This is a genomic window from Roseomonas indoligenes (assembly GCF_017813365.1).
Classification (GTDB): Bacteria; Pseudomonadota; Alphaproteobacteria; order Acetobacterales; family Acetobacteraceae; genus Roseomonas; species Roseomonas indoligenes.
In genome coordinates this window covers 14,345-30,192 of the sequence record NZ_JAGIZA010000024.1, presented here as the reverse complement: position 1 = coordinate 30,192, position 15,848 = coordinate 14,345, and the positions used below count along the sequence as shown (strand labels likewise).

The window sequence follows — 15,848 nt, the reverse complement described above, 5'->3', positions numbered from 1 at the left end:
GCAGCACGGGGAACGGGATTGGATCGGATGGGGCACGACTACAGCTACATCGCACGCAATTGCGAGCGGGCGGTCGTCACGGCCTATCGTGAGCTGCGCGACGTCGGCACGAACGATTACAGCGCCTTCGGTGCCTGCACCTCGCTGTACCGCATCCATCACCCCGAGGCCTCGGTGGCCGAGGCCCGCCGCCTCGTCGCGGAGTGGATCGACCATCATGTCGTCCGCGTCGATCCCGGCCCGACCGCCGGCTGCGAGTGCGACTGACACTTCCGGGCGCTACCACGGGCGCCCGATCCCGCCGGGGACGACCCCACGGAAACTTCTGACCCGCCGGGACGGCCCGGCCCCATCCGAAGGGGCCCTGCCATGGCCTGGCTTTACCTCGTCCTCGCCGGACTTCTTGAAATCCTCTGGGCCTACGGGATGAAGGCATCCCAGGGCTTCACCCGCCCGCTCTGGAGCGCCGTCACCCTCGCCGGCATGGCCGCGAGCGTGGGGCTGCTCGCCCTGGCCATGCGCAGCCTGCCCCTCGGCACCGCATATGCCATCTGGACAGGAATCGGTGCGCTGGGCGCCTTCCTCCTCGGCATTCTCGCGCTGGGGGAGGCGGCGACGCCGATGCGGATCGGCAGCGCCGCCCTGATCCTGGCCGGTCTGATCGGGTTGAAGCTGGCCACGCCCTCCTGAGGCGCGGCTACCTCTTCTCCATGTTCCAGAAGAACTGGACGGGGGAGACGACCATGCCCGTCAGGCTCTTCCGGTAGGCCATGGGCTGCTCGACCTTCCCCGCCGGGGCATAGGGCGCCACCTCGAAGGCGCGGCGCTCGATCCGGGCCGCGAGCGTCTTCTGGGTGTTGAGGTCGTCGCTGGCGATCCACTGGTCCCGCAGCGACTCCAGTTCCTGATCCTCCGGCCATCCGAACCAGGCGGCGGCCCCGTTGGCGCGGATCAGCGGGTGCAGCGCGGGATTCAGCGTATCCGCGCCCGACCACAGCGTGTGGAACACCGACCACCCGCCCGCATCCGGCGCGCCGCGATTCGCCCGCCGGCCGATGAAGCTCGCCCAGTCCGTGGAGACGAGCTCCACGTTCATCCCGAGCTTCTTCAGCAGCTCCTGCGTCACGAGGGACTGGTTGTAGGCGATGGGCTGGTCCGCCGGCGCCAGCAGCACGACCTTCTCGTCCTTGTACCCGGCCTCCCGCAGCATGGCCCGCCCGCGGCCGATGTCGCCGCGAATGGCCTCCGCCCCGCCCGCGCCGGTGGACATGGGTGAGCCCGGGGTGAAGAAGGTCTTCGCCTCGGCGTAGTAGTCGGGGCTGCCGACCACCGCCTGCATGTAGTCCTCCTGGCTCATGGCCGTCATGACGGCCTGCCGGACCTTCGGGTTGTTGAAGGGCGGCTGCAGGTGGTTGAACCGCATCAGCAGGGCGAGGCCGAGCGGGACGTTCTGGATGGTGACGTTGCGGTCGCGCCGCAGCACGGGCAGCAGGTCCACCGGTGGCTGCTCGTACCAGTCCACCTCGCCCTGGATCATCGCGCCCACCGCGGCGGAAGGCTCGGTCAGCGCCAGCCACTCGATCCGGTCGATCTTCGCGACCTTACCGCCGGCCGCCCATGAGGGCGCTTCCTCGCGCGGCTTGTAGGCGGCGAACCGCTCGTAGATCGCGTTCTGTCCGGGGATCCACTGGCCGGTCTGGAAGCGCCAGGGACCGGATCCGACCGCCTCCGTGATGTTACGTGCCGGGTCCGTGCTCGCCACGCGCTCCGGCATGATGAAGGGCACGTTGGAGGAGAGCTTGCCGAGCGCCGCCGTGATCTGCGGGAAGGGCCGCTTCAGCCTCACCGCGAAGGTGCGGGCATCCACCGCGTCGTAGCCGTCGACGAAACCCGCGAAGGTCTGCCCGAAGGCATCGCGCGCGGACCAGCGGCGGATGGAGGCGATGCAGTCCTGCGCCCGCACGGGCGTGTTGTCGTGGAACATCAGCCCGTCGCGGAGCTGGAAGGTCCAGCGCAGCCCGTCCGGCGCGCCTTCCCAGTGCTGCACCATCTGCGGCCTGATCTGGAAGTTCTCATCCGTCGCGAAGAGCGTGTCGTAGATGAGGTATCCGTGGTTCCGGATCACGTAGCTCGTCGCCACGATGGGATCGAGCGAGGGCAGCGGCGTGGAGGGGATGAAGCGCAGCGGCGCGGCGGCCTGCGCGCGGGCCGGCCCGATCCAGGGCATGCCCGCCGCGCCGATGGCGGCGCCGGCGGCAAGAAGATTGCGGCGGGTGGTGCTCATCGCGGTGTCCTCGGCTTCCGGTTCGGCAGGATTATGCAAGAAGCGGGGCGGATCAGGCCGCCGCGCGCGCCGCATCCGGGCTGGCCCAGCGGATCGCCGCCAGCGCCAGCGCCTCGATCGTGTCCACGACGGGGAAGGGCAGGGCGGGGCCGGCGGCGATCCCCAGCGGGATCTCCGTGCAGCCCAGAACCACCGCCCGCGCGCCGCGCTCCGCCAGGGCCCGCGCCGCTTCCGCCAGGGGGGCATAGGATTCCGCCACCCGGTTCGCCTTCACCAGCGCGATGCCGGGCGAGACGAGGCGCGCCATCTCCTCCTCCGTGGGCACCGAGACGGCCCAGCCATCGCCCTCCAGCCCCTGCTGGTACAGGCCCATTGCCAGCGTCCCGGCCGTGCCCATCACCCCTACGGGTCCCGGCCCGATCCCCTGGAGGCGCAGCGCCTCGGCGGCCGCCTCCACGATGTGCAGGATGGGGAGGTGCGTGGCCGCCCGCATGCCGTCGATCCAGCCATGGGCGGTGTTGCAGGCGATGGCGATGGCGCCGCACCCCGCCGCCTCCAGGCCCCGGATGCCCCGGACCAGGGCGGGCAGGGGATCCGGCCCGCGCCCCTGGCGGGCGGCGGTGCGGTCCGGCACGCGCGGGTCGGACCAGAGGATGGCGGGGATGTGGTCCTGGTCCCTCTCCGCCGGGGTCAGGAGGGTGAGCTGCCGCATGAACTCCGCGCTCGCCAGCGGGCCCATGCCGCCGAGGACGCCCAGCACCCGATCCGTCATCGCATCACTCCCCATGGGTGGGCGCTCAGCCCCCCAGCCCGTCCCAGACCAGCTTCGTGCCGCTGACCGCCAGCAGCACATACACCACGTTGTAGAAGGCGCGGTCGCTGACCCGCTTCTGCAGCCAGATGCCCATGTGGACGCCGATCGGCGCGAAGGGGATCAGGACAAGGCTGGTGAGGAGGTTGCTCCAGTCGATCAGCCCCATCCCGACATAGGGCACCAGCTTCACGTAGTTCATCACCCCGAAGAACACGGTGGTGGTGGCCGCCAGCGCCTGCCGGTCCAGCTTCAGCGGATAGAGATACATGGCCAGCGGCGGCCCGCCCTGATGGGCCAGGGTGCTGGTGAAGCCGGAGGCGGCGCCGAAGAACCAGGCCTTCGGCGTGCTGGGCGCCGCCGGTGGCGGCAGCACGCCGCGCAGGCGCTGCAGGATGCCCCGCGCCAGGAAGACCAGCGTCAGCACCCCCAGAAGCAGGCTGATCCCCTGCGCCGTGAAGAGCCCGATGGTGAGGCTGCCGGCCACCACGCCCAGCAGCCCCGCGGGCAGGATCGCCCGCATTTCCCGCCCGCTCCAGCGCCCCCACCAGGCGCGCAGCCCCGCCACGTCCATCACGCAGAGAACGGGCAGGGCGATCCCCACGGCCTGCGGGGCCGGCACCACGGTGGCCATGACAGGCACGGCGATGTTCCCCGCCCCGGAGGCGAAGCCCCCCTTGCTGATCCCGTTCAGCAGGAAGCCCGGAATGGCCAGGGCATAGAACCAGGGGTCGGTGATCAGCGGCACGGCCGGAAGGATGCGCCCCCGGGCAGCCCCGCGCCAGCGCCCCGGCCTGATCGGGGCCTGACAGGCCGCGCGTTCCGGCCTACAGCCCCTGCCTCGCCGCTCCGCCGCAGGACATGCCCATGGACCACATGCAGGACCCCGTCTGGATCGCCGCCCTGGCGGCCGTCATGGCGGCCACCGGGCTCGTCTCCGGAACCCTGGCCGGGCTGCTGGGGGTGGGCGGGGGCATCGTCATCGTGCCCGTGCTGTTCAACGTCTTCCCCTTCCTCTCCATCCCGGAGGCGGTGCAGATGAAGCTGGCGGTGGGCACCTCGCTCGCCACCATCATCCCCACCTCCATCCAGTCCGCCCGCAAGCACCACGCGAAGGGGGCGATGGACGTGCCGCTGCTGAAGGCGATGATCCCTTCGCTGGTCGTGGGCGTGCTGATCGGCACGGTGATCGCGATCTGGGTGCGCGGCTCCACCCTCACGGCCGTCTTCGCCGTCATCGCCCTGCTGGTGGCCCTCAACATGGGCTTCACCGGCGTCGACTCGCGACTGCGGGAGACCTTTCCGACGGGCATCCTCCGGCAGATCCTCGGGATCTTCATCGGCGGCGTCTCCGCCATGATGGGGATCGGCGGCGGCACCGTCGGCGTGCCCTTGCTCAACCTGTTCGGCACCTCCATCCGCTCGGCGGTGGCCACGGCCTCCGCCTTCGGCATCGTCATCTCCATCCCGGCGGCGCTCGGCTTCATCTATGCCGGCTGGGGCAACCCGCTGCTGCCCCCCTTCAGCCTGGGCTATGTCAACCTCATCGGCTGCCTGCTGATCGTGCCCACCTCCATGCTCGCCACCCCCTGGGGCGTGCATCTCGCGCACACCATCCCGCCGCTGGCGCTGAAGCGGGCCTTCGCGGTCTTCCTCGGCATCACCGCGGTCCGGATGATCTACTCCCTCGTCACCTGAGGGGCTTGCCATCCCGCGCCGGGCGGGGTTGAACCCGCCCCCTTTTGCGAAGGGGCCCCGGCGCATGCAGCCCGTCATCGGCATCGATTTCGGCACCACCAACAGCGTCGTCACCGCCCTGCGCCCGGACGGCACGGCGGAGACGCTGACGCGGGACACGGGGGAGGTGTTCCGCTCCGTCCTCTGCTTCTGGTCGGACCCCAAGGGCGGCGCCACGCGCCACGCTGCCGGCCCCGCGGGGATCGAGGCCTATCTGGAGGAGCCTCTCGCCTCCCGCCTCGTCATGTCCATGAAAAGCTACCTGGCCCAGCGGAGCTTCACGGAGACGCGGATCTTCGGCCGCCGCTTCACGCTGGAATCCCTTATCGCCCTCTTCCTGCGCGATCTGCTGGCCCCCTTCGGCGCGGCGATGGAGGGGGCGCGCGTGGTGGTGGGCCGCCCCGTCCGCTTCGTCGGCGCGAACCCCTCGGCCAAGGGCGCCGACGACGATTTCGGCGAGACGCGGCTGCGCGCCGCCTTCGCCGCCGCCGGACTGCCCGCGGTGGAGGTGGCGCTGGAGCCCGCCGCCGCCGGCCAGCGCTTCGCCGCGGGCATCGATCGCCCCGCCACCGTGCTGGTAGGCGATTTCGGTGGTGGCACGAGCGACTTTTCCGTCATGCGCTTCGATCCCGGCCCCCCGGCGGCGGTGACGGCCCTGGGCCATGCCGGCGTCGGCCTTGCAGGGGATGCCTTCGACACCCGGATCATCGACCGCGTCGTCTCTCCCCAGCTGGGGAAGGGGGACGAGTACCGGATCATGGGCAAGCCGCTGCCCGTGCCGCCCGCTTGGTACGCCAGCTTCGCCCGCTGGCACCAGCTGCCCCTGATGCGCGGCCCGAAGACCCTGCGCGAGATCGCCGAGGTGGCCCGCACCGCCGATCATCCGGAGCGGCTGCACCGGCTGGTGCAGCTGATCGAGGACGAGGCGGGCTACGCCCTCTACCGAGCCGTCTCCTCCGCCAAGGCCGCCCTCTCCTCCGCTGAGGAGGCGGTGCTGACCTTCCGGCACGAGGACTTCACCATCGAGGCCCCGATCGCCCGGGCCGATTTCGAGTCCTGGATCGCCCCCGACCTGGCCCGGATGGAGGCCGCCGTGGACGCCGCCCTGGCCGATGCCGGGCTGGGCCCGGAAGCGGTGGACCGGGTCTTCCTCACCGGCGGCACTTCCCTCGTGCCGGCCGTGCGCGCCCTGTTCGCCCGCCGCTTCGGGGAGGAGAGGATCTTCGGCGGGGGCGAGTTCGTCTCCGTGGCGGAGGGGCTGGCCCTGATGGGGCGGGATCAGATCTGATCGTAGGCGAAGAGCAGCGTCAGGCCGGCGATCCCCAGGAGTCCGACCACGAAAAGCAGGTCCGCCCCACGCTCGAGCCACTGGCTGAGGCCGGTGCGCAGCCCGGCCAGGCGTATCGCCGCGTAGGAGAGGATGACGCTGGCCAGGAAGATCGCGCTGAGCATCCCGCCCAGCTCGTCCGCCCGGCTATCCGCCCCGCTCTGGTTCTCCATGATCTTCACCAATCCTACGAGGGTGGTGCAGATGCCGATCATCGTGGCGGCACTGGGCAGCACCTGGCGCGCGACTTTCAGGTCTTCCGGCGGGGCGGGATCGGGCATCGGGTCCTCTCCTCAGCTGCCGCCCGGATGCTCTCGGGGTTAGCCCGCGGCGCGGTTCCCGCGCATATACCGCCTTTCCGGCCGGTAGGCGGAGCGGAAGAGAAGGCTGCGCAGGGCGCGGCGCAGGCGCTGGATCATGGGAAGGCCCCCTTGTCAGGGCCATGTTGCCGTGCGGTCGGTGAACGGAACGTCACCGCGCCGACATGGTTCGCCGCCCGCGCGGTTGACCCGGCGCGCCGAGGCCCATATACCGCGCCCCTTCCCCGGGGGACGGCTCACGTCGCCCCGCCCCTCGACGTGTGGCCAGGCTGACAGATGAAGATCCGTAACTCCCTCAAGACCGCGAAGACCCGGGACAAGAACTGCGTGCTGGTCCGCCGCCGCGGCCGCCTGTACGTCCTGAACAAGAAGAACCCGCGCCTGAAGGCCCGCCAGGGCTGATCGGCGAGGGCTGACCGGCCGGGGTTCTGGCCGGAGGCTCTCCCGTCAGGTTGGGATGCGTCGCGAAGCCGCCAGGGCCTGCCCCGGCGGCTTTCGGCGTTTCCGGGCCTTCTTCGGGCCAGCTTGTGACAGGGGCGGGCCGAGCGCCGTCTGGCGCGCCGGGCCGTCCTCATGCATCTTGCCCGGCCCGCGCGCCATCTTCCGGCCGGGGTGCCGCCGGGTGGGACAGCGACGTCATGCAAAAGGTGTATGATTTCTCCGCGGCGCCGGCCGGCACGCCGGCCATGCGCGGGCAGCGGCTCGCCGCCGGGTGCCTCTGCCTCCTGGCGGTCGTCGCCACAGTGTTCCTGCTGCCCTTCGCCGATGTGGCCGGGCCCGCGATTCCGGGCTTCATGCTCGTCCACCAGACCTCGCTCGTCATCGCATACGGGCTGAGCGCATGGGTCCTCTTCGCGCAGTTCCGGCGCGCCCCGGCAATGCCGCTTCTCCTCATCGCCGCGGGCACGCTCTACACGGCCGCCATCGTCCTGTTGCAGCTCCTCAGCGTGCCGAACCTCGTCGCTGGCGGCCGGGTGCTCGGCGCGGGGCCGGAGACGACGACTTGGCTCTGGACCTTCTGGCACCTCGGCCCGCCGGCCTGCACCATCGCCTATGCGCTGACGCTGCGCCGTGCACAGGACCGCCCGATGCCGCGGAAGGCGGGTGCGCTGGCCGCGCTCGCCGCCCTCTCCGCGGCCGGGCTCTCCGCCGTCATCTCTACCCTCGGACTGCCCTGGCTGCCGCATCAGGTCACTGGCGACGACTACACGGCCCTCACCACCTCCGGCGTCGGCCCGGCGGTGCAGCTTCTCACCATCGCCGCGCTGGTCCTCGTCTGGCGGGCCGCCAGGGGGCGGCGCACGGTGCTGGACCTCTGGGTGGCGGCCTCCATGCTGCTGCTGGTGCTGGACAACTTCCTGACCATGGCCGGGGCCTCCCGCGGCTCCGTCGGCTGGTATGTCGGGCGGATCGAGGCGCTGGTCTCCGCCTTCGTCATCCTCTGGGCCTACCTGCACGAGGTGGATGCGCTGCGCGCCCGGGCCGAGGCAGCGGCGGCGGAGGCCGCGCTGGCCGGGGCGGCGCTGCGGCAGGCACAGAAGATGGAGGCGGTGGGCCGCCTGACCGGCGGCATCGCGCACGACTTCAACAACCTGCTGATGGTCGTCACCTCAGGCTTCGACATGATCCGGCGCCGCCCGGAGGACCATGCCCGGGTGCTGAAGCTTGCCGATGCGGGGCTGGAGGCGGCGCAGCGCGGCGCAAGGCTTACCCGCCAGCTCCTCACCTTCGCGCGGCGGCAGAAGCTGCGGCCGGAGACGATGAACCTCAACGCCACCCTCCTGGAGTTCGAGCCCCTGGTGCGCCGCGCCCTCGGCGAGGCGGCGGAACTGCGCCTGGAGCTTGACCCGGCGCTGCACCCCGCCCGCGTCGATCCCGGGGAGTTCGAGGCCGCGGTGCTGAACCTCGTCGTCAACGCGAGGGATGCTCTGCCCCCCGGGGGCGGGCGCGTGACGATCACCACCGGCACCCGGTCCCGCGTCGCCCGGCCCGCGGCGGCTGAGCTGCTGCCGGAGCCGTTGCCGGCCGGGGACTATGTCGTCCTCTCGGTGGCCGACAACGGCCGGGGCATGGACGAGGCCACCCGGCTGCAGGCCTTCGAACCCTTCTTCACGACGAAGGAGTTCGGCAAGGGTTCCGGCCTCGGCCTGAGCCAGGTCTACGGCTTCGCCCGCGCGGCCGGCGGGGCCGTGGAGATCACCTCCAGCCCCGGCCGGGGCGCGCTGGTGGAGATCTGGCTGCCCCGGGCACAGCACGTCGCGCAGGAGGCGCCGGTCGCCGGCACCGCGACCGGCGCCTCCTCCCTCCGCCGCGCGGAGGAGGGCGAGGTGGTGCTGGCCGTGGAGGACGAGCCTGCCGTGCTCGCGGCCGTGGTGGAGAACCTGCAGGACCTCGGCTACCGCGTCATCCCCGCCCGGGACGCGGCGGAGGCGCTGGAGCACCTGCGCGGCAGTGGCCGCGTGGATATCCTCTTCTCCGACGTGGTCATGCCCGGCGGCATGAACGGCGTGCAGCTGGCGGTGGAGGCGGGGCGCCTCCGCGCGGGCCTGCGCGTGCTCCTCACCTCCGGCTATACGGACGAGGCGCTGAGCGGGCAGCACGGCGTGCCCTCCGACGTGCCCATCCTCACCAAGCCCTATCGGCGTGAGGAACTGGCCGACCGCCTGAGGGTGGCGCGCCAGGCCAGCCGCCACGCGGGCGACTGAGGGCGCGCTTGCCCCTGCGGCCCCCCGATCCCATTCTGGCCAGCAAGAACCGGAGGACGCCCCCATGATCGCCCTGCCCCTGCCCAAGCCGGAGGTGCTGGGCCGCCGCAACGAGATCCTGGCCGGGCTCCGCGCCCTGGTGCCGGGGGACGGCGTGATCGGGGAGCCCCTGCGCCTGCGCCCCTACGAGACGGACGGGCTCTCCGCCTATCGCCAGATGCCCCTGGCCGTCGTCCTGCCCAGCTCGACCGAGCAGGTGGCCGCCATACTGCGCTTCTGCCGGGACAACGGCGTGCGGGTGGTGCCGCGCGGCGCCGGCACCAGCCTGTCCGGCGGCGCCCTGCCGCTGGCGGATGCGGTGGTGATCGGCATGATGCGCATGAACCGCATCCTGGAGGTCTCCTTCGAGGACCGGCTGGCGGTGGTGGAGGCCGGCGTCACCAATCTCGGCATCACGAAGGAGGTGGAGGGGCAGGGCTTCTTCTACGCGCCCGATCCTTCCTCCCAGCTCGCCTGCATGATCGGCGGCAACGTGATGATGAACTCGGGCGGTGCGCACTGCCTGAAATACGGCGTCACCGCCAACAACCTGCTCGGCGTGAAGATCGTCACGGTCGACGGCGACGTGCTGGAGATTGGCGGCGGCCACCTGGACGCGGCGGGGCTGGACTGGCTGGGCATCATTACCGGCAGCGAGGGGCAGCTCGGCATCGTGACGGAGGTGACGGTCCGCATCCTCCGCGCGGCCGAGGGCCAGCGCGCCATGCTCGCCGCCTTCCGCAGCACGGAAGTCGCGGGCGCGGCCGTGGACGCCATCATGGCCAGCGGCGTCATCCCCGTGGCGCTGGAGTTCATGGACCGCCCCTGCATCCACGCCTGCGAGGCCTTCGCCCATGCCGGCTACCCGCTGGATGCGGAGGCGATGCTCATCATCGAGGTGGAGGGCAGCGCGGAGGAGCAGGACGTGCTCCTGGACGGCATCCGCGGCATCTGCGCGCGCTTCGATCCCATCTCCATGCGCGTGGCCACCAGCGCGGAGGAGTCGGCGGCCATCTGGAAGGGCCGCAAGGGCGCCTTCGGGGCCGTGGGCCGGATCTCGCCGGACTACCTCTGCATGGACGGCACCATCCCCACTGGGGAGCTGCCGCACGTGCTGCGCCGGATCGGGGAGATGAGCGAGGAGTACGGGCTGGGCGTCGCCAACGTCTTCCACGCCGGCGACGGGAACCTGCATCCCCTCATCATGTTCGACGCCAACGATGCGGAGAGCTTCCGCAAGGCCGAGGCCTTCGGCGCCGACATCCTGAAGCTCTGCGTGGAGGTGGGCGGCTGCCTGACGGGGGAGCACGGGGTGGGCGTGGAGAAGCGCGACCTGATGCCCGTGCAGTTCACCGCCCCGGAACTCGCCCAGCAGCGCCGCGTGAAGTCCGCCTTCGACCCGGACTGGCTGCTGAATCCTGCCAAGGTCTTCCCGCTGGAGGGTAACGGCGCCCTCTCCGTCGCCGCGGAATGAGCGCCGTCCTCGACCTCGCGCCCGGCACCGAGGAAGGGATCGCCACCGCGCTGCGCAACGCCGCCGCGCCGCTGGCGGTGGAGGGGAACGGCAGCAAGCGGGGCATGCTGCGCCCCGTCCAGGCCTCCCGCACCCTGTCCACCCGCAACCTGACCGGTATCACCCTCTACCGGCCGCAGGAGATGGTCCTCTCCGCCCGCGCCGGCACGACCTTGCCGGAGATCGAGGCCGCGTTGGCGGAGAAGAACCAGATCATCGTGCCCGAGCCGCCCGACCTGCGCGCCCTGATGGGCGCGGAGGACGCGCCGCCCCCCACCATCGGCGGCCTCGTCGCGGCCAACCTTTCCGGCCCCAGGCGCATCACCGGCTTCGCCCTGCGCGACGCCGTGCTGGGCATCCGGTTCGTCAACGGCGCGGGGGAGGTGCTGCGCTCCGGCGGGCGGGTCCACAAGAACGTCACCGGCCTGGATCTCTGCAAGCTGCTGGCGGGCAGCCACGGCACGCTCGGGATCATCACGGAGGTGACGCTGAAGCTCGGCCCCGCCGCCGCACGCACCGCCACCCTGGCCGTGCCCGTCGAGGACGAGGCGGCCGGCATCGCCGTCCTTTCGACCGGCCTGACCAGCCCCTACGGCATCACCGGCGCGGCGATGCTGCCGGCGGGCGCCGCGGTGGCGGGTCTTTCCGGTCCCCTGGCCCTGCTGCGGCTGGAGGACGTGGAGGCTTCCGTTAACTACCGCATGGGCCGCCTGCAGGTAGCCCTGCCCGGCGGCCGCGTGCTGGAGGGCGAGGAATCACGGGCCCTCTGGCGCGCCATCCGCGATGCCTCGCCCCTGGTGCCGGGGGAGGGGGAGGCGGTCTGGCGCCTTTCCCTCCGTCCCTCCGCTGCACCTTTCGCCGTGGGGGCGCTGCGGGCCGCGATCGGCGCCCGCTGCCTGCTGGACTGGGGCGGCGGCCTCGTCTGGGCGGTGGGTCCCGCCACCGAATCGGCGCATGCGGCGGTGATGGAGGCAGCCCGCGCGTCGGGCGGCACCTTCACCCTGTTCCGCGCACCGGACGCGCTGCGCGCCGCCATCGCCGTGATCCCGCCGGAACCGCCGGCGCTGGCCGCCATCGCCGCCCGCGTGAAGGCCGCGCTGGACCCGGCTGGCCGGCTGAACCCCGGCCGGATGCGCGCCGGCGTCTGATAGGGGGCCTGATCACGCATTGCTGTCTGTTGCAGATGCGTCGTCACGGCCAATCTCCGCCTCCGAATCCAGCGGAGGAACAACAGACGTGATGCGGTTGCCGACTTCCCGCCAGGGCGCCCTGGCCCTCGCCTTCATCGCCGGCCTTTCCGGTCAGGCCCTCGCACAGGGGCAGGGCAACCCGAGCTTCAACCTCGTGAACCGTTCCGGCCAGACGATCGAGCAGGCCTACGCGTCCTCTGCCCAGCAGAGCACCTGGGGCCGCGACCTGCTGGGGAATGACGTGCTGCAGAACGGCGGCACCTTCGCCGTGCGCCTGCCCGCGGGCCAGTGCACCAACGACATCCGCGTGGTCTACGAGGGCGGGCGCTCCGAGGAGCGTCGCGGCGTGGATACCTGCCGCACGAACGAGGTGGTCTTCGGCCAAGCCGGCCAGGGGCAGGGCCAGCGCGGGGCCGATGGCAAGCGCGGCGGCGCGGCCCAGCCCGGGCGCTCCGGCAATCCCTCCTTCAACCTGGTGAACCGCACCAACAAGACGATCTCGGTCCTGCGCGCCTCCCCGGCCTCCGACAGCAATTGGGGCGAGGACCGGCTGGGCAACGCCACCGTGGCTCCCGGCGGCCGCTTCGCCATCCGCCTGCCCGCCGGCGAGTGCAACTACGATGTCCGCGTGGAGTACGAGAACCGCTCCGCCGAGGAGGTGCACGGCGTGGACCTCTGCAGCGTCAGCGACGTGACCTTCCCCGACCGGGGCTGAAAGAGGGGGCTGACCGGGACCGCCGGACACGCGGCCCGGTTCTTGCGATCCCAACACGATCGGGCGGAAGCGCCCATCGTGAGGGGGAGCAGGGCATGACGGGACCGATCGGCCGCCGGGCACTGGGCATGGCGGGGCTGGGGGCGGGGCTGCTTGCGGCCCCGCGCCTCTCCCTCGCGCAGGCGCCGCACCGGCTGAAGTTCACGCTCGATTGGACGATCCACGGCGGCTACTCCTTCGCCGTGGCGGCTGAGCGGAACGGCCTCTTCCGCAAGTACAACCTGGAGATGCCGATCAATCGCGGCTACGGCTCCGGCCGCGTGCCGATCGACATCGCCGCAGGCACCTATGAGCTCGGCTTCGGCGACCTGACGCCGCAGCTCCGCTTCATGGCGGAGAACCCGGACCGCAACCTCGTCTGCATCGCCGTGCTCTATGACCGCTCCCCCCTGTCCGCCACGGTGCGGATGGACGGGCCGATCAAGGAGCCGAAGCAGCTCGCCGGCAAGACGCTCGCCGCGCCGGAATTCGACGGCGGCCGGCAGATCTTCCCCGTCTTCGCGCAGGCGATCGGCATCGACCTCGCCTCCATCAACTGGATGAGTGTCTCGCCGGAACTGCGGGAGCCCATGCTCGTGCAGAAGCGGGCCGATGGCATCACGGGCTTCGTCACCTCCACCGCGCTCTCGCTGAAGGCGCTGGGCATGGATCTGCCGCAGCAGCGCATCTTCTACTATCGGGATGCAGGGCTGGACTTCTACGGCTCCGGCCTCGTCACCACCCGCGCGGTGCTGCGCGAGAAGCCGGAGGCGATCCGCGCCGCCGTGGGCGCGCTGACCGAGGGCATGGTCTGGGCCTACAGGAACCCGAACGAGGCGATTGCCGCCCTGAAGGCGCGGGAGGCGCTGACGGACGTGGCCATCGAGGCGGAGCGGCAGAAGCTCGCCTTCGACCAGATGCTGCTCTCCGATCCGGTGCGCCAGAACGGCCTGTCCTACGTGGAAGCGGCGCGGCTGCGGCGGCAGATCGACGCCACGGTCGACACCTTCAAGCTGCCCACCCGTCCGACACCGGAGCAGGCCTTCACCGACGAGTTCCTGCCGCCGAAGAACCTGCGGATGCTCTGAGGCAGGGAAGGGGGCGGGCCCTCAGCCCGCCTCCGCCGCGGCCAGCTCATCGACGGTTCGCAGATAGGCGTCCGCGTCGAACTTCTTCAGCGTCGCGGCGCCCATGGACCGCACGTTGCCGTAGACCGGGCGCGGTCCCCAGGGCCGGTCGTGCAGGCCGAAGAGCCAGGTGACGTTGGTGAAGGAATTCGCGTCCCGCCCGTCGATGAAGAAGCGGTTATTCATCCGCAGCGTCGTCTCGAAGGCCTCCTCCGGGGAGGCGGACCATTCCAGGATCTTCTTCCCCCAGTACATGCGCATATGGTTGTGCATGTAACCCGTCTCCCGCATCTCCTTCATGGCCGCGTTCCAGTAGCGGTCATGCGTCAGCCCCTGCTCGAACTGCTCCCGCGTGTAGAGGAAGGGGCGGGGGTCGGTGCGGTGCGCGTCCAGGGTCTTGCGCGCCCAGGCCGGGGCGGCCTCGTAGCTGTCGTAGCGCGGCTCGTAGCGCAGGTGGTTCATCGCCAGCTCCCGCCGGACGACCAGCTCCTCCAGATAGGATTGCCGGTCCTCCGCCTCGCCCACGGGCGATTCCCGCACGGCCAGTCCGATCGCCACCGGCGAGATCTGCCCGAAATGGAGATAGGGGCTCATATGGGAGGCCGCGCCCGCCTCCGGCCGCCCGCGGTTGGTGCCGTAGTCGCCGAAGGGGCCGGACAGATAGGCCTTCAACCGCCGTTCCGCCTCCGCCGTGCCGCCGCGAAAGCGGCGCACCGGGCGCACCGACTGGTCGGTCCTCAACTGCCCGACGAGCCGGGGAATGTCGGAGAGGTCCAGCGTGCTCTCCGGCACCGCCTCGATCTTCCGCCGCACCCGCCGCTCCTCCATTGGCACCAGGTATTCCGGCAGCAGCCGCCCGATGCGCGGCCGCAGCGTGCGCGCCCCGATCTCGTGCTTGGGGGATGCGGTGCCCACGGGCACCACCACGTCGCCCTCCACCCGCACCACGCGGCAGGGCGCACGCGCCGTGAACTGTGCCTGAATGGCGAGGACGGGGCGCATCTCGCTCCGGTCGCAAACGACCAGGGCCGCATCTCCCGCGAACTCCAGCGCCGTCTCCACCGGCGGGCTGCGGCGCGCCACGAAGCCGATCCCCCGCTTTTGCAGCGCGGGGCCTACCTCCGCCAATCCCTCCAGCAGAAAGGCCCAGTGGCGGGCCGTCGTCTCCGGGATGTCCTCGGCGATGCCGTAGCAGACGAGCACGGGCAGGCCGCGCTCATTCGCCAGGTCCACCGCGTGCTCCAGCGCGGGATTGAAGCGAGCGCGCTGGGACAGGCCCATCCAGTAGAGGACGTAGCGGCCGGCCGGGTTCTCCGGCGCGTCCTTGATCGTTTCGATGCGGCTGGTCTGGATCATTGCCCGGCCATGTAGGGCCGGGCGCCGCTTTGTCAGCCCGCCGCCAGCAGCCCCGGCAGGTCTAGCCGCCGTGTGAACATGGCCAAGGATCCGTCCGGGTTGCGCGGCCACTCCGCCTCCGGCCGGTCCACGTAGAGTTCTACGCCGTTCCCATCGGGGTCGCGCAGGTAGATCGCCTCCGACACGCCGTGGTCCGAAGCGCCATCCAGCCTGATCCCCGCCGCCAGCACCGCCTTCACTGCCCGGGCGAGGGAGGTGCGGTCCGGGTAGAGCAGCGCGACGTGGAACAACCCCGTTGTGCCGGGGGGTGGGGGCGGGCCGTTCTCGCTTTCCCAGGTGTTGATCGCGATGTGGTGGTGGTAGCCGCCAGCTGAGAGGAAGACCGCGCCGGGGTAGCGGGCGGTTTCCTCCAGCCCGATCACGTCGCGCCAGAAAGCCAGGCCGCGCTCTAGATTCGAGACCTTCAGATGCGTGTGTCCGATCCGCAGCCCGGCGGGCGCGATGGCGGGCTGTTGCAGCGGGGCGGCGTTGGTGTCGGGCATGGGGAGTATCCTTGTCCCCGCCAATCTGGTCCCTTCGGCCCCGCGCGCCCAATCGTCATCGGGAATGGGCGGCATGGACGCGGCCAATGGGCAACGGCCCCTGCCGGCGGGCGTTTTCACGGGCGACCCCGACAGAGCCGGAG

General features: G+C 71.3%; 16 protein-coding genes. 10 read left to right on the top strand and 6 right to left on the bottom strand.

The features are described 5' to 3' along the window. Nucleotides 1–27 precede the first annotated feature (27 nt). Nucleotides 28–267, top strand: coding sequence for a hypothetical protein (locus J5Y10_RS24520; protein ID WP_209376763.1), 240 nt, complete (start codon nt 28–30; stop codon nt 265–267). 102 nt (nt 268–369) lie between these two features. After that, nucleotides 370–690: a quaternary ammonium compound efflux SMR transporter SugE gene (gene sugE / locus J5Y10_RS24515; RefSeq protein ID WP_209376762.1), complete on the top strand. Its 321-nt coding sequence runs from the start codon at nt 370–372 to the stop codon at nt 688–690. A 7-nt stretch (nt 691–697) separates the two neighbouring features. Here the strand turns inward: sugE and J5Y10_RS24510 are convergent, their stop codons facing one another. The 3 genes from J5Y10_RS24510 to J5Y10_RS24500 are packed head-to-tail and all read right to left on the bottom strand — an operon-like array spanning nt 698 to nt 3,843. Continuing rightward, nucleotides 698–2,284 (bottom strand): ABC transporter substrate-binding protein, encoded by a 1,587-nt coding sequence (locus J5Y10_RS24510; RefSeq protein WP_209376761.1) that lies wholly within the window; start codon nt 2,282–2,284, stop codon nt 698–700. A gap of 52 nt (nt 2,285–2,336) precedes the next feature. Beyond that, nucleotides 2,337–3,056: a cysteate racemase gene (gene cuyB / locus J5Y10_RS24505; protein ID WP_209376760.1), complete on the bottom strand. Its 720-nt coding sequence runs from the start codon at nt 3,054–3,056 to the stop codon at nt 2,337–2,339. A 25-nt stretch (nt 3,057–3,081) separates the two neighbouring features. After that, a complete protein-coding gene (locus J5Y10_RS24500) occupies nt 3,082–3,843 on the bottom strand; it encodes a sulfite exporter TauE/SafE family protein (protein ID WP_209376759.1) in 762 nt (253 codons plus the stop codon). 119 nt (nt 3,844–3,962) lie between these two features. On the opposite strand from J5Y10_RS24500, the gene J5Y10_RS24495 reads away from it, so the two are divergent. Both J5Y10_RS24495 and J5Y10_RS24490 read left to right on the top strand, forming a co-directional pair. After that, nucleotides 3,963–4,793 carry a sulfite exporter TauE/SafE family protein gene (locus J5Y10_RS24495; protein WP_245215059.1) on the top strand — a complete coding sequence of 277 codons (831 nt, stop codon included), beginning with the start codon at nt 3,963–3,965 and terminating at the stop codon, nt 4,791–4,793. A gap of 64 nt (nt 4,794–4,857) precedes the next feature. After that, nucleotides 4,858–6,120, top strand: a complete 1,263-nt coding sequence (locus J5Y10_RS24490) for an Hsp70 family protein (RefSeq protein WP_209376758.1) — start codon at nt 4,858–4,860, stop codon at nt 6,118–6,120. Here the strand turns inward: J5Y10_RS24490 and J5Y10_RS24485 are convergent. Beyond that, nucleotides 6,111–6,440: a hypothetical protein gene (locus J5Y10_RS24485; RefSeq protein ID WP_209376757.1), complete on the bottom strand. Its 330-nt coding sequence runs from the start codon at nt 6,438–6,440 to the stop codon at nt 6,111–6,113. The genes J5Y10_RS24490 and J5Y10_RS24485 overlap by 10 nt on opposite strands. A gap of 315 nt (nt 6,441–6,755) precedes the next feature. Here J5Y10_RS24485 and ykgO point away from each other — a divergent pair, with 315 nt between their 5' ends. From ykgO to J5Y10_RS24455, 6 genes are all read left to right on the top strand, one after another. Next, the gene (gene ykgO / locus J5Y10_RS24480) at nt 6,756–6,881 is read left to right on the top strand and encodes a type B 50S ribosomal protein L36 (RefSeq protein ID WP_209376756.1); all 126 of its coding nucleotides are present in this window, start codon (nt 6,756–6,758) and stop codon (nt 6,879–6,881) included. Nucleotides 6,882–7,117: 236 nt separating this feature from the next. Then, entirely contained in the window at nt 7,118–9,184 is a 2,067-nt protein-coding gene (locus tag J5Y10_RS24475) for an MASE4 domain-containing protein (protein WP_209376755.1), read from the top strand. Nucleotides 9,185–9,248: 64 nt separating this feature from the next. Continuing rightward, nucleotides 9,249–10,697, top strand: a complete 1,449-nt coding sequence (locus J5Y10_RS24470) for an FAD-linked oxidase C-terminal domain-containing protein (protein WP_209376754.1) — start codon at nt 9,249–9,251, stop codon at nt 10,695–10,697. Then, the gene (locus J5Y10_RS24465) at nt 10,694–11,884 is read left to right on the top strand and encodes an FAD-binding protein (RefSeq protein ID WP_209376753.1); all 1,191 of its coding nucleotides are present in this window, start codon (nt 10,694–10,696) and stop codon (nt 11,882–11,884) included. The genes J5Y10_RS24470 and J5Y10_RS24465 overlap by 4 nt, the downstream gene beginning before the upstream one ends. Nucleotides 11,885–11,975: 91 nt before the next feature. Continuing rightward, nucleotides 11,976–12,641 carry a hypothetical protein gene (locus J5Y10_RS24460; RefSeq protein WP_209376752.1) on the top strand — a complete coding sequence of 222 codons (666 nt, stop codon included), beginning with the start codon at nt 11,976–11,978 and terminating at the stop codon, nt 12,639–12,641. A gap of 95 nt (nt 12,642–12,736) precedes the next feature. After that, a complete protein-coding gene (locus J5Y10_RS24455; RefSeq protein WP_209376751.1) occupies nt 12,737–13,768 on the top strand; it encodes an ABC transporter substrate-binding protein in 1,032 nt (343 codons plus the stop codon). A gap of 21 nt (nt 13,769–13,789) precedes the next feature. Here the strand turns inward: J5Y10_RS24455 and J5Y10_RS24450 are convergent, their stop codons facing one another. Together J5Y10_RS24450 and J5Y10_RS24445 are read right to left on the bottom strand one after the other, a co-directional pair. Continuing rightward, nucleotides 13,790–15,163 carry a deoxyribodipyrimidine photo-lyase gene (locus J5Y10_RS24450; protein ID WP_209376750.1) on the bottom strand — a complete coding sequence of 458 codons (1,374 nt, stop codon included), beginning with the start codon at nt 15,161–15,163 and terminating at the stop codon, nt 13,790–13,792. A 32-nt stretch (nt 15,164–15,195) separates the two neighbouring features. Then, nucleotides 15,196–15,705, bottom strand: a complete 510-nt coding sequence (locus tag J5Y10_RS24445; protein ID WP_209376749.1) for a VOC family protein — start codon at nt 15,703–15,705, stop codon at nt 15,196–15,198. Nucleotides 15,706–15,848: the final 143 nt, after the last annotated feature.

Bases quoted from the DNA above. Each gene is read 5' to 3' on its own strand.
- J5Y10_RS24520 (WP_209376763.1), top strand. From the start codon at position 28: ATGGGGCACGACTACAGCTACATCGCACGCAATTGCGAGCGGGCGGTC.
- sugE (WP_209376762.1), top strand. From the start codon at position 370: ATGGCCTGGCTTTACCTCGTCCTCGCCGGACTTCTTGAAATCCTCTGG.
- J5Y10_RS24510 (WP_209376761.1), bottom strand. From the start codon at position 2,284: ATGAGCACCACCCGCCGCAATCTTCTTGCCGCCGGCGCCGCCATCGGC.
- cuyB (WP_209376760.1), bottom strand. From the start codon at position 3,056: ATGACGGATCGGGTGCTGGGCGTCCTCGGCGGCATGGGCCCGCTGGCG.
- J5Y10_RS24495 (WP_245215059.1), top strand. From the start codon at position 3,963: ATGGACCACATGCAGGACCCCGTCTGGATCGCCGCCCTGGCGGCCGTC.
- J5Y10_RS24490 (WP_209376758.1), top strand. From the start codon at position 4,858: ATGCAGCCCGTCATCGGCATCGATTTCGGCACCACCAACAGCGTCGTC.
- J5Y10_RS24485 (WP_209376757.1), bottom strand. From the start codon at position 6,440: ATGCCCGATCCCGCCCCGCCGGAAGACCTGAAAGTCGCGCGCCAGGTG.
- ykgO (WP_209376756.1), top strand. From the start codon at position 6,756: ATGAAGATCCGTAACTCCCTCAAGACCGCGAAGACCCGGGACAAGAAC.
- J5Y10_RS24475 (WP_209376755.1), top strand. From the start codon at position 7,118: ATGCAAAAGGTGTATGATTTCTCCGCGGCGCCGGCCGGCACGCCGGCC.
- J5Y10_RS24470 (WP_209376754.1), top strand. From the start codon at position 9,249: ATGATCGCCCTGCCCCTGCCCAAGCCGGAGGTGCTGGGCCGCCGCAAC.
- J5Y10_RS24465 (WP_209376753.1), top strand. From the start codon at position 10,694: ATGAGCGCCGTCCTCGACCTCGCGCCCGGCACCGAGGAAGGGATCGCC.
- J5Y10_RS24460 (WP_209376752.1), top strand. From the start codon at position 11,976: ATGCGGTTGCCGACTTCCCGCCAGGGCGCCCTGGCCCTCGCCTTCATC.
- J5Y10_RS24455 (WP_209376751.1), top strand. From the start codon at position 12,737: ATGACGGGACCGATCGGCCGCCGGGCACTGGGCATGGCGGGGCTGGGG.
- J5Y10_RS24450 (WP_209376750.1), bottom strand. From the start codon at position 15,163: ATGATCCAGACCAGCCGCATCGAAACGATCAAGGACGCGCCGGAGAAC.
- J5Y10_RS24445 (WP_209376749.1), bottom strand. From the start codon at position 15,705: ATGCCCGACACCAACGCCGCCCCGCTGCAACAGCCCGCCATCGCGCCC.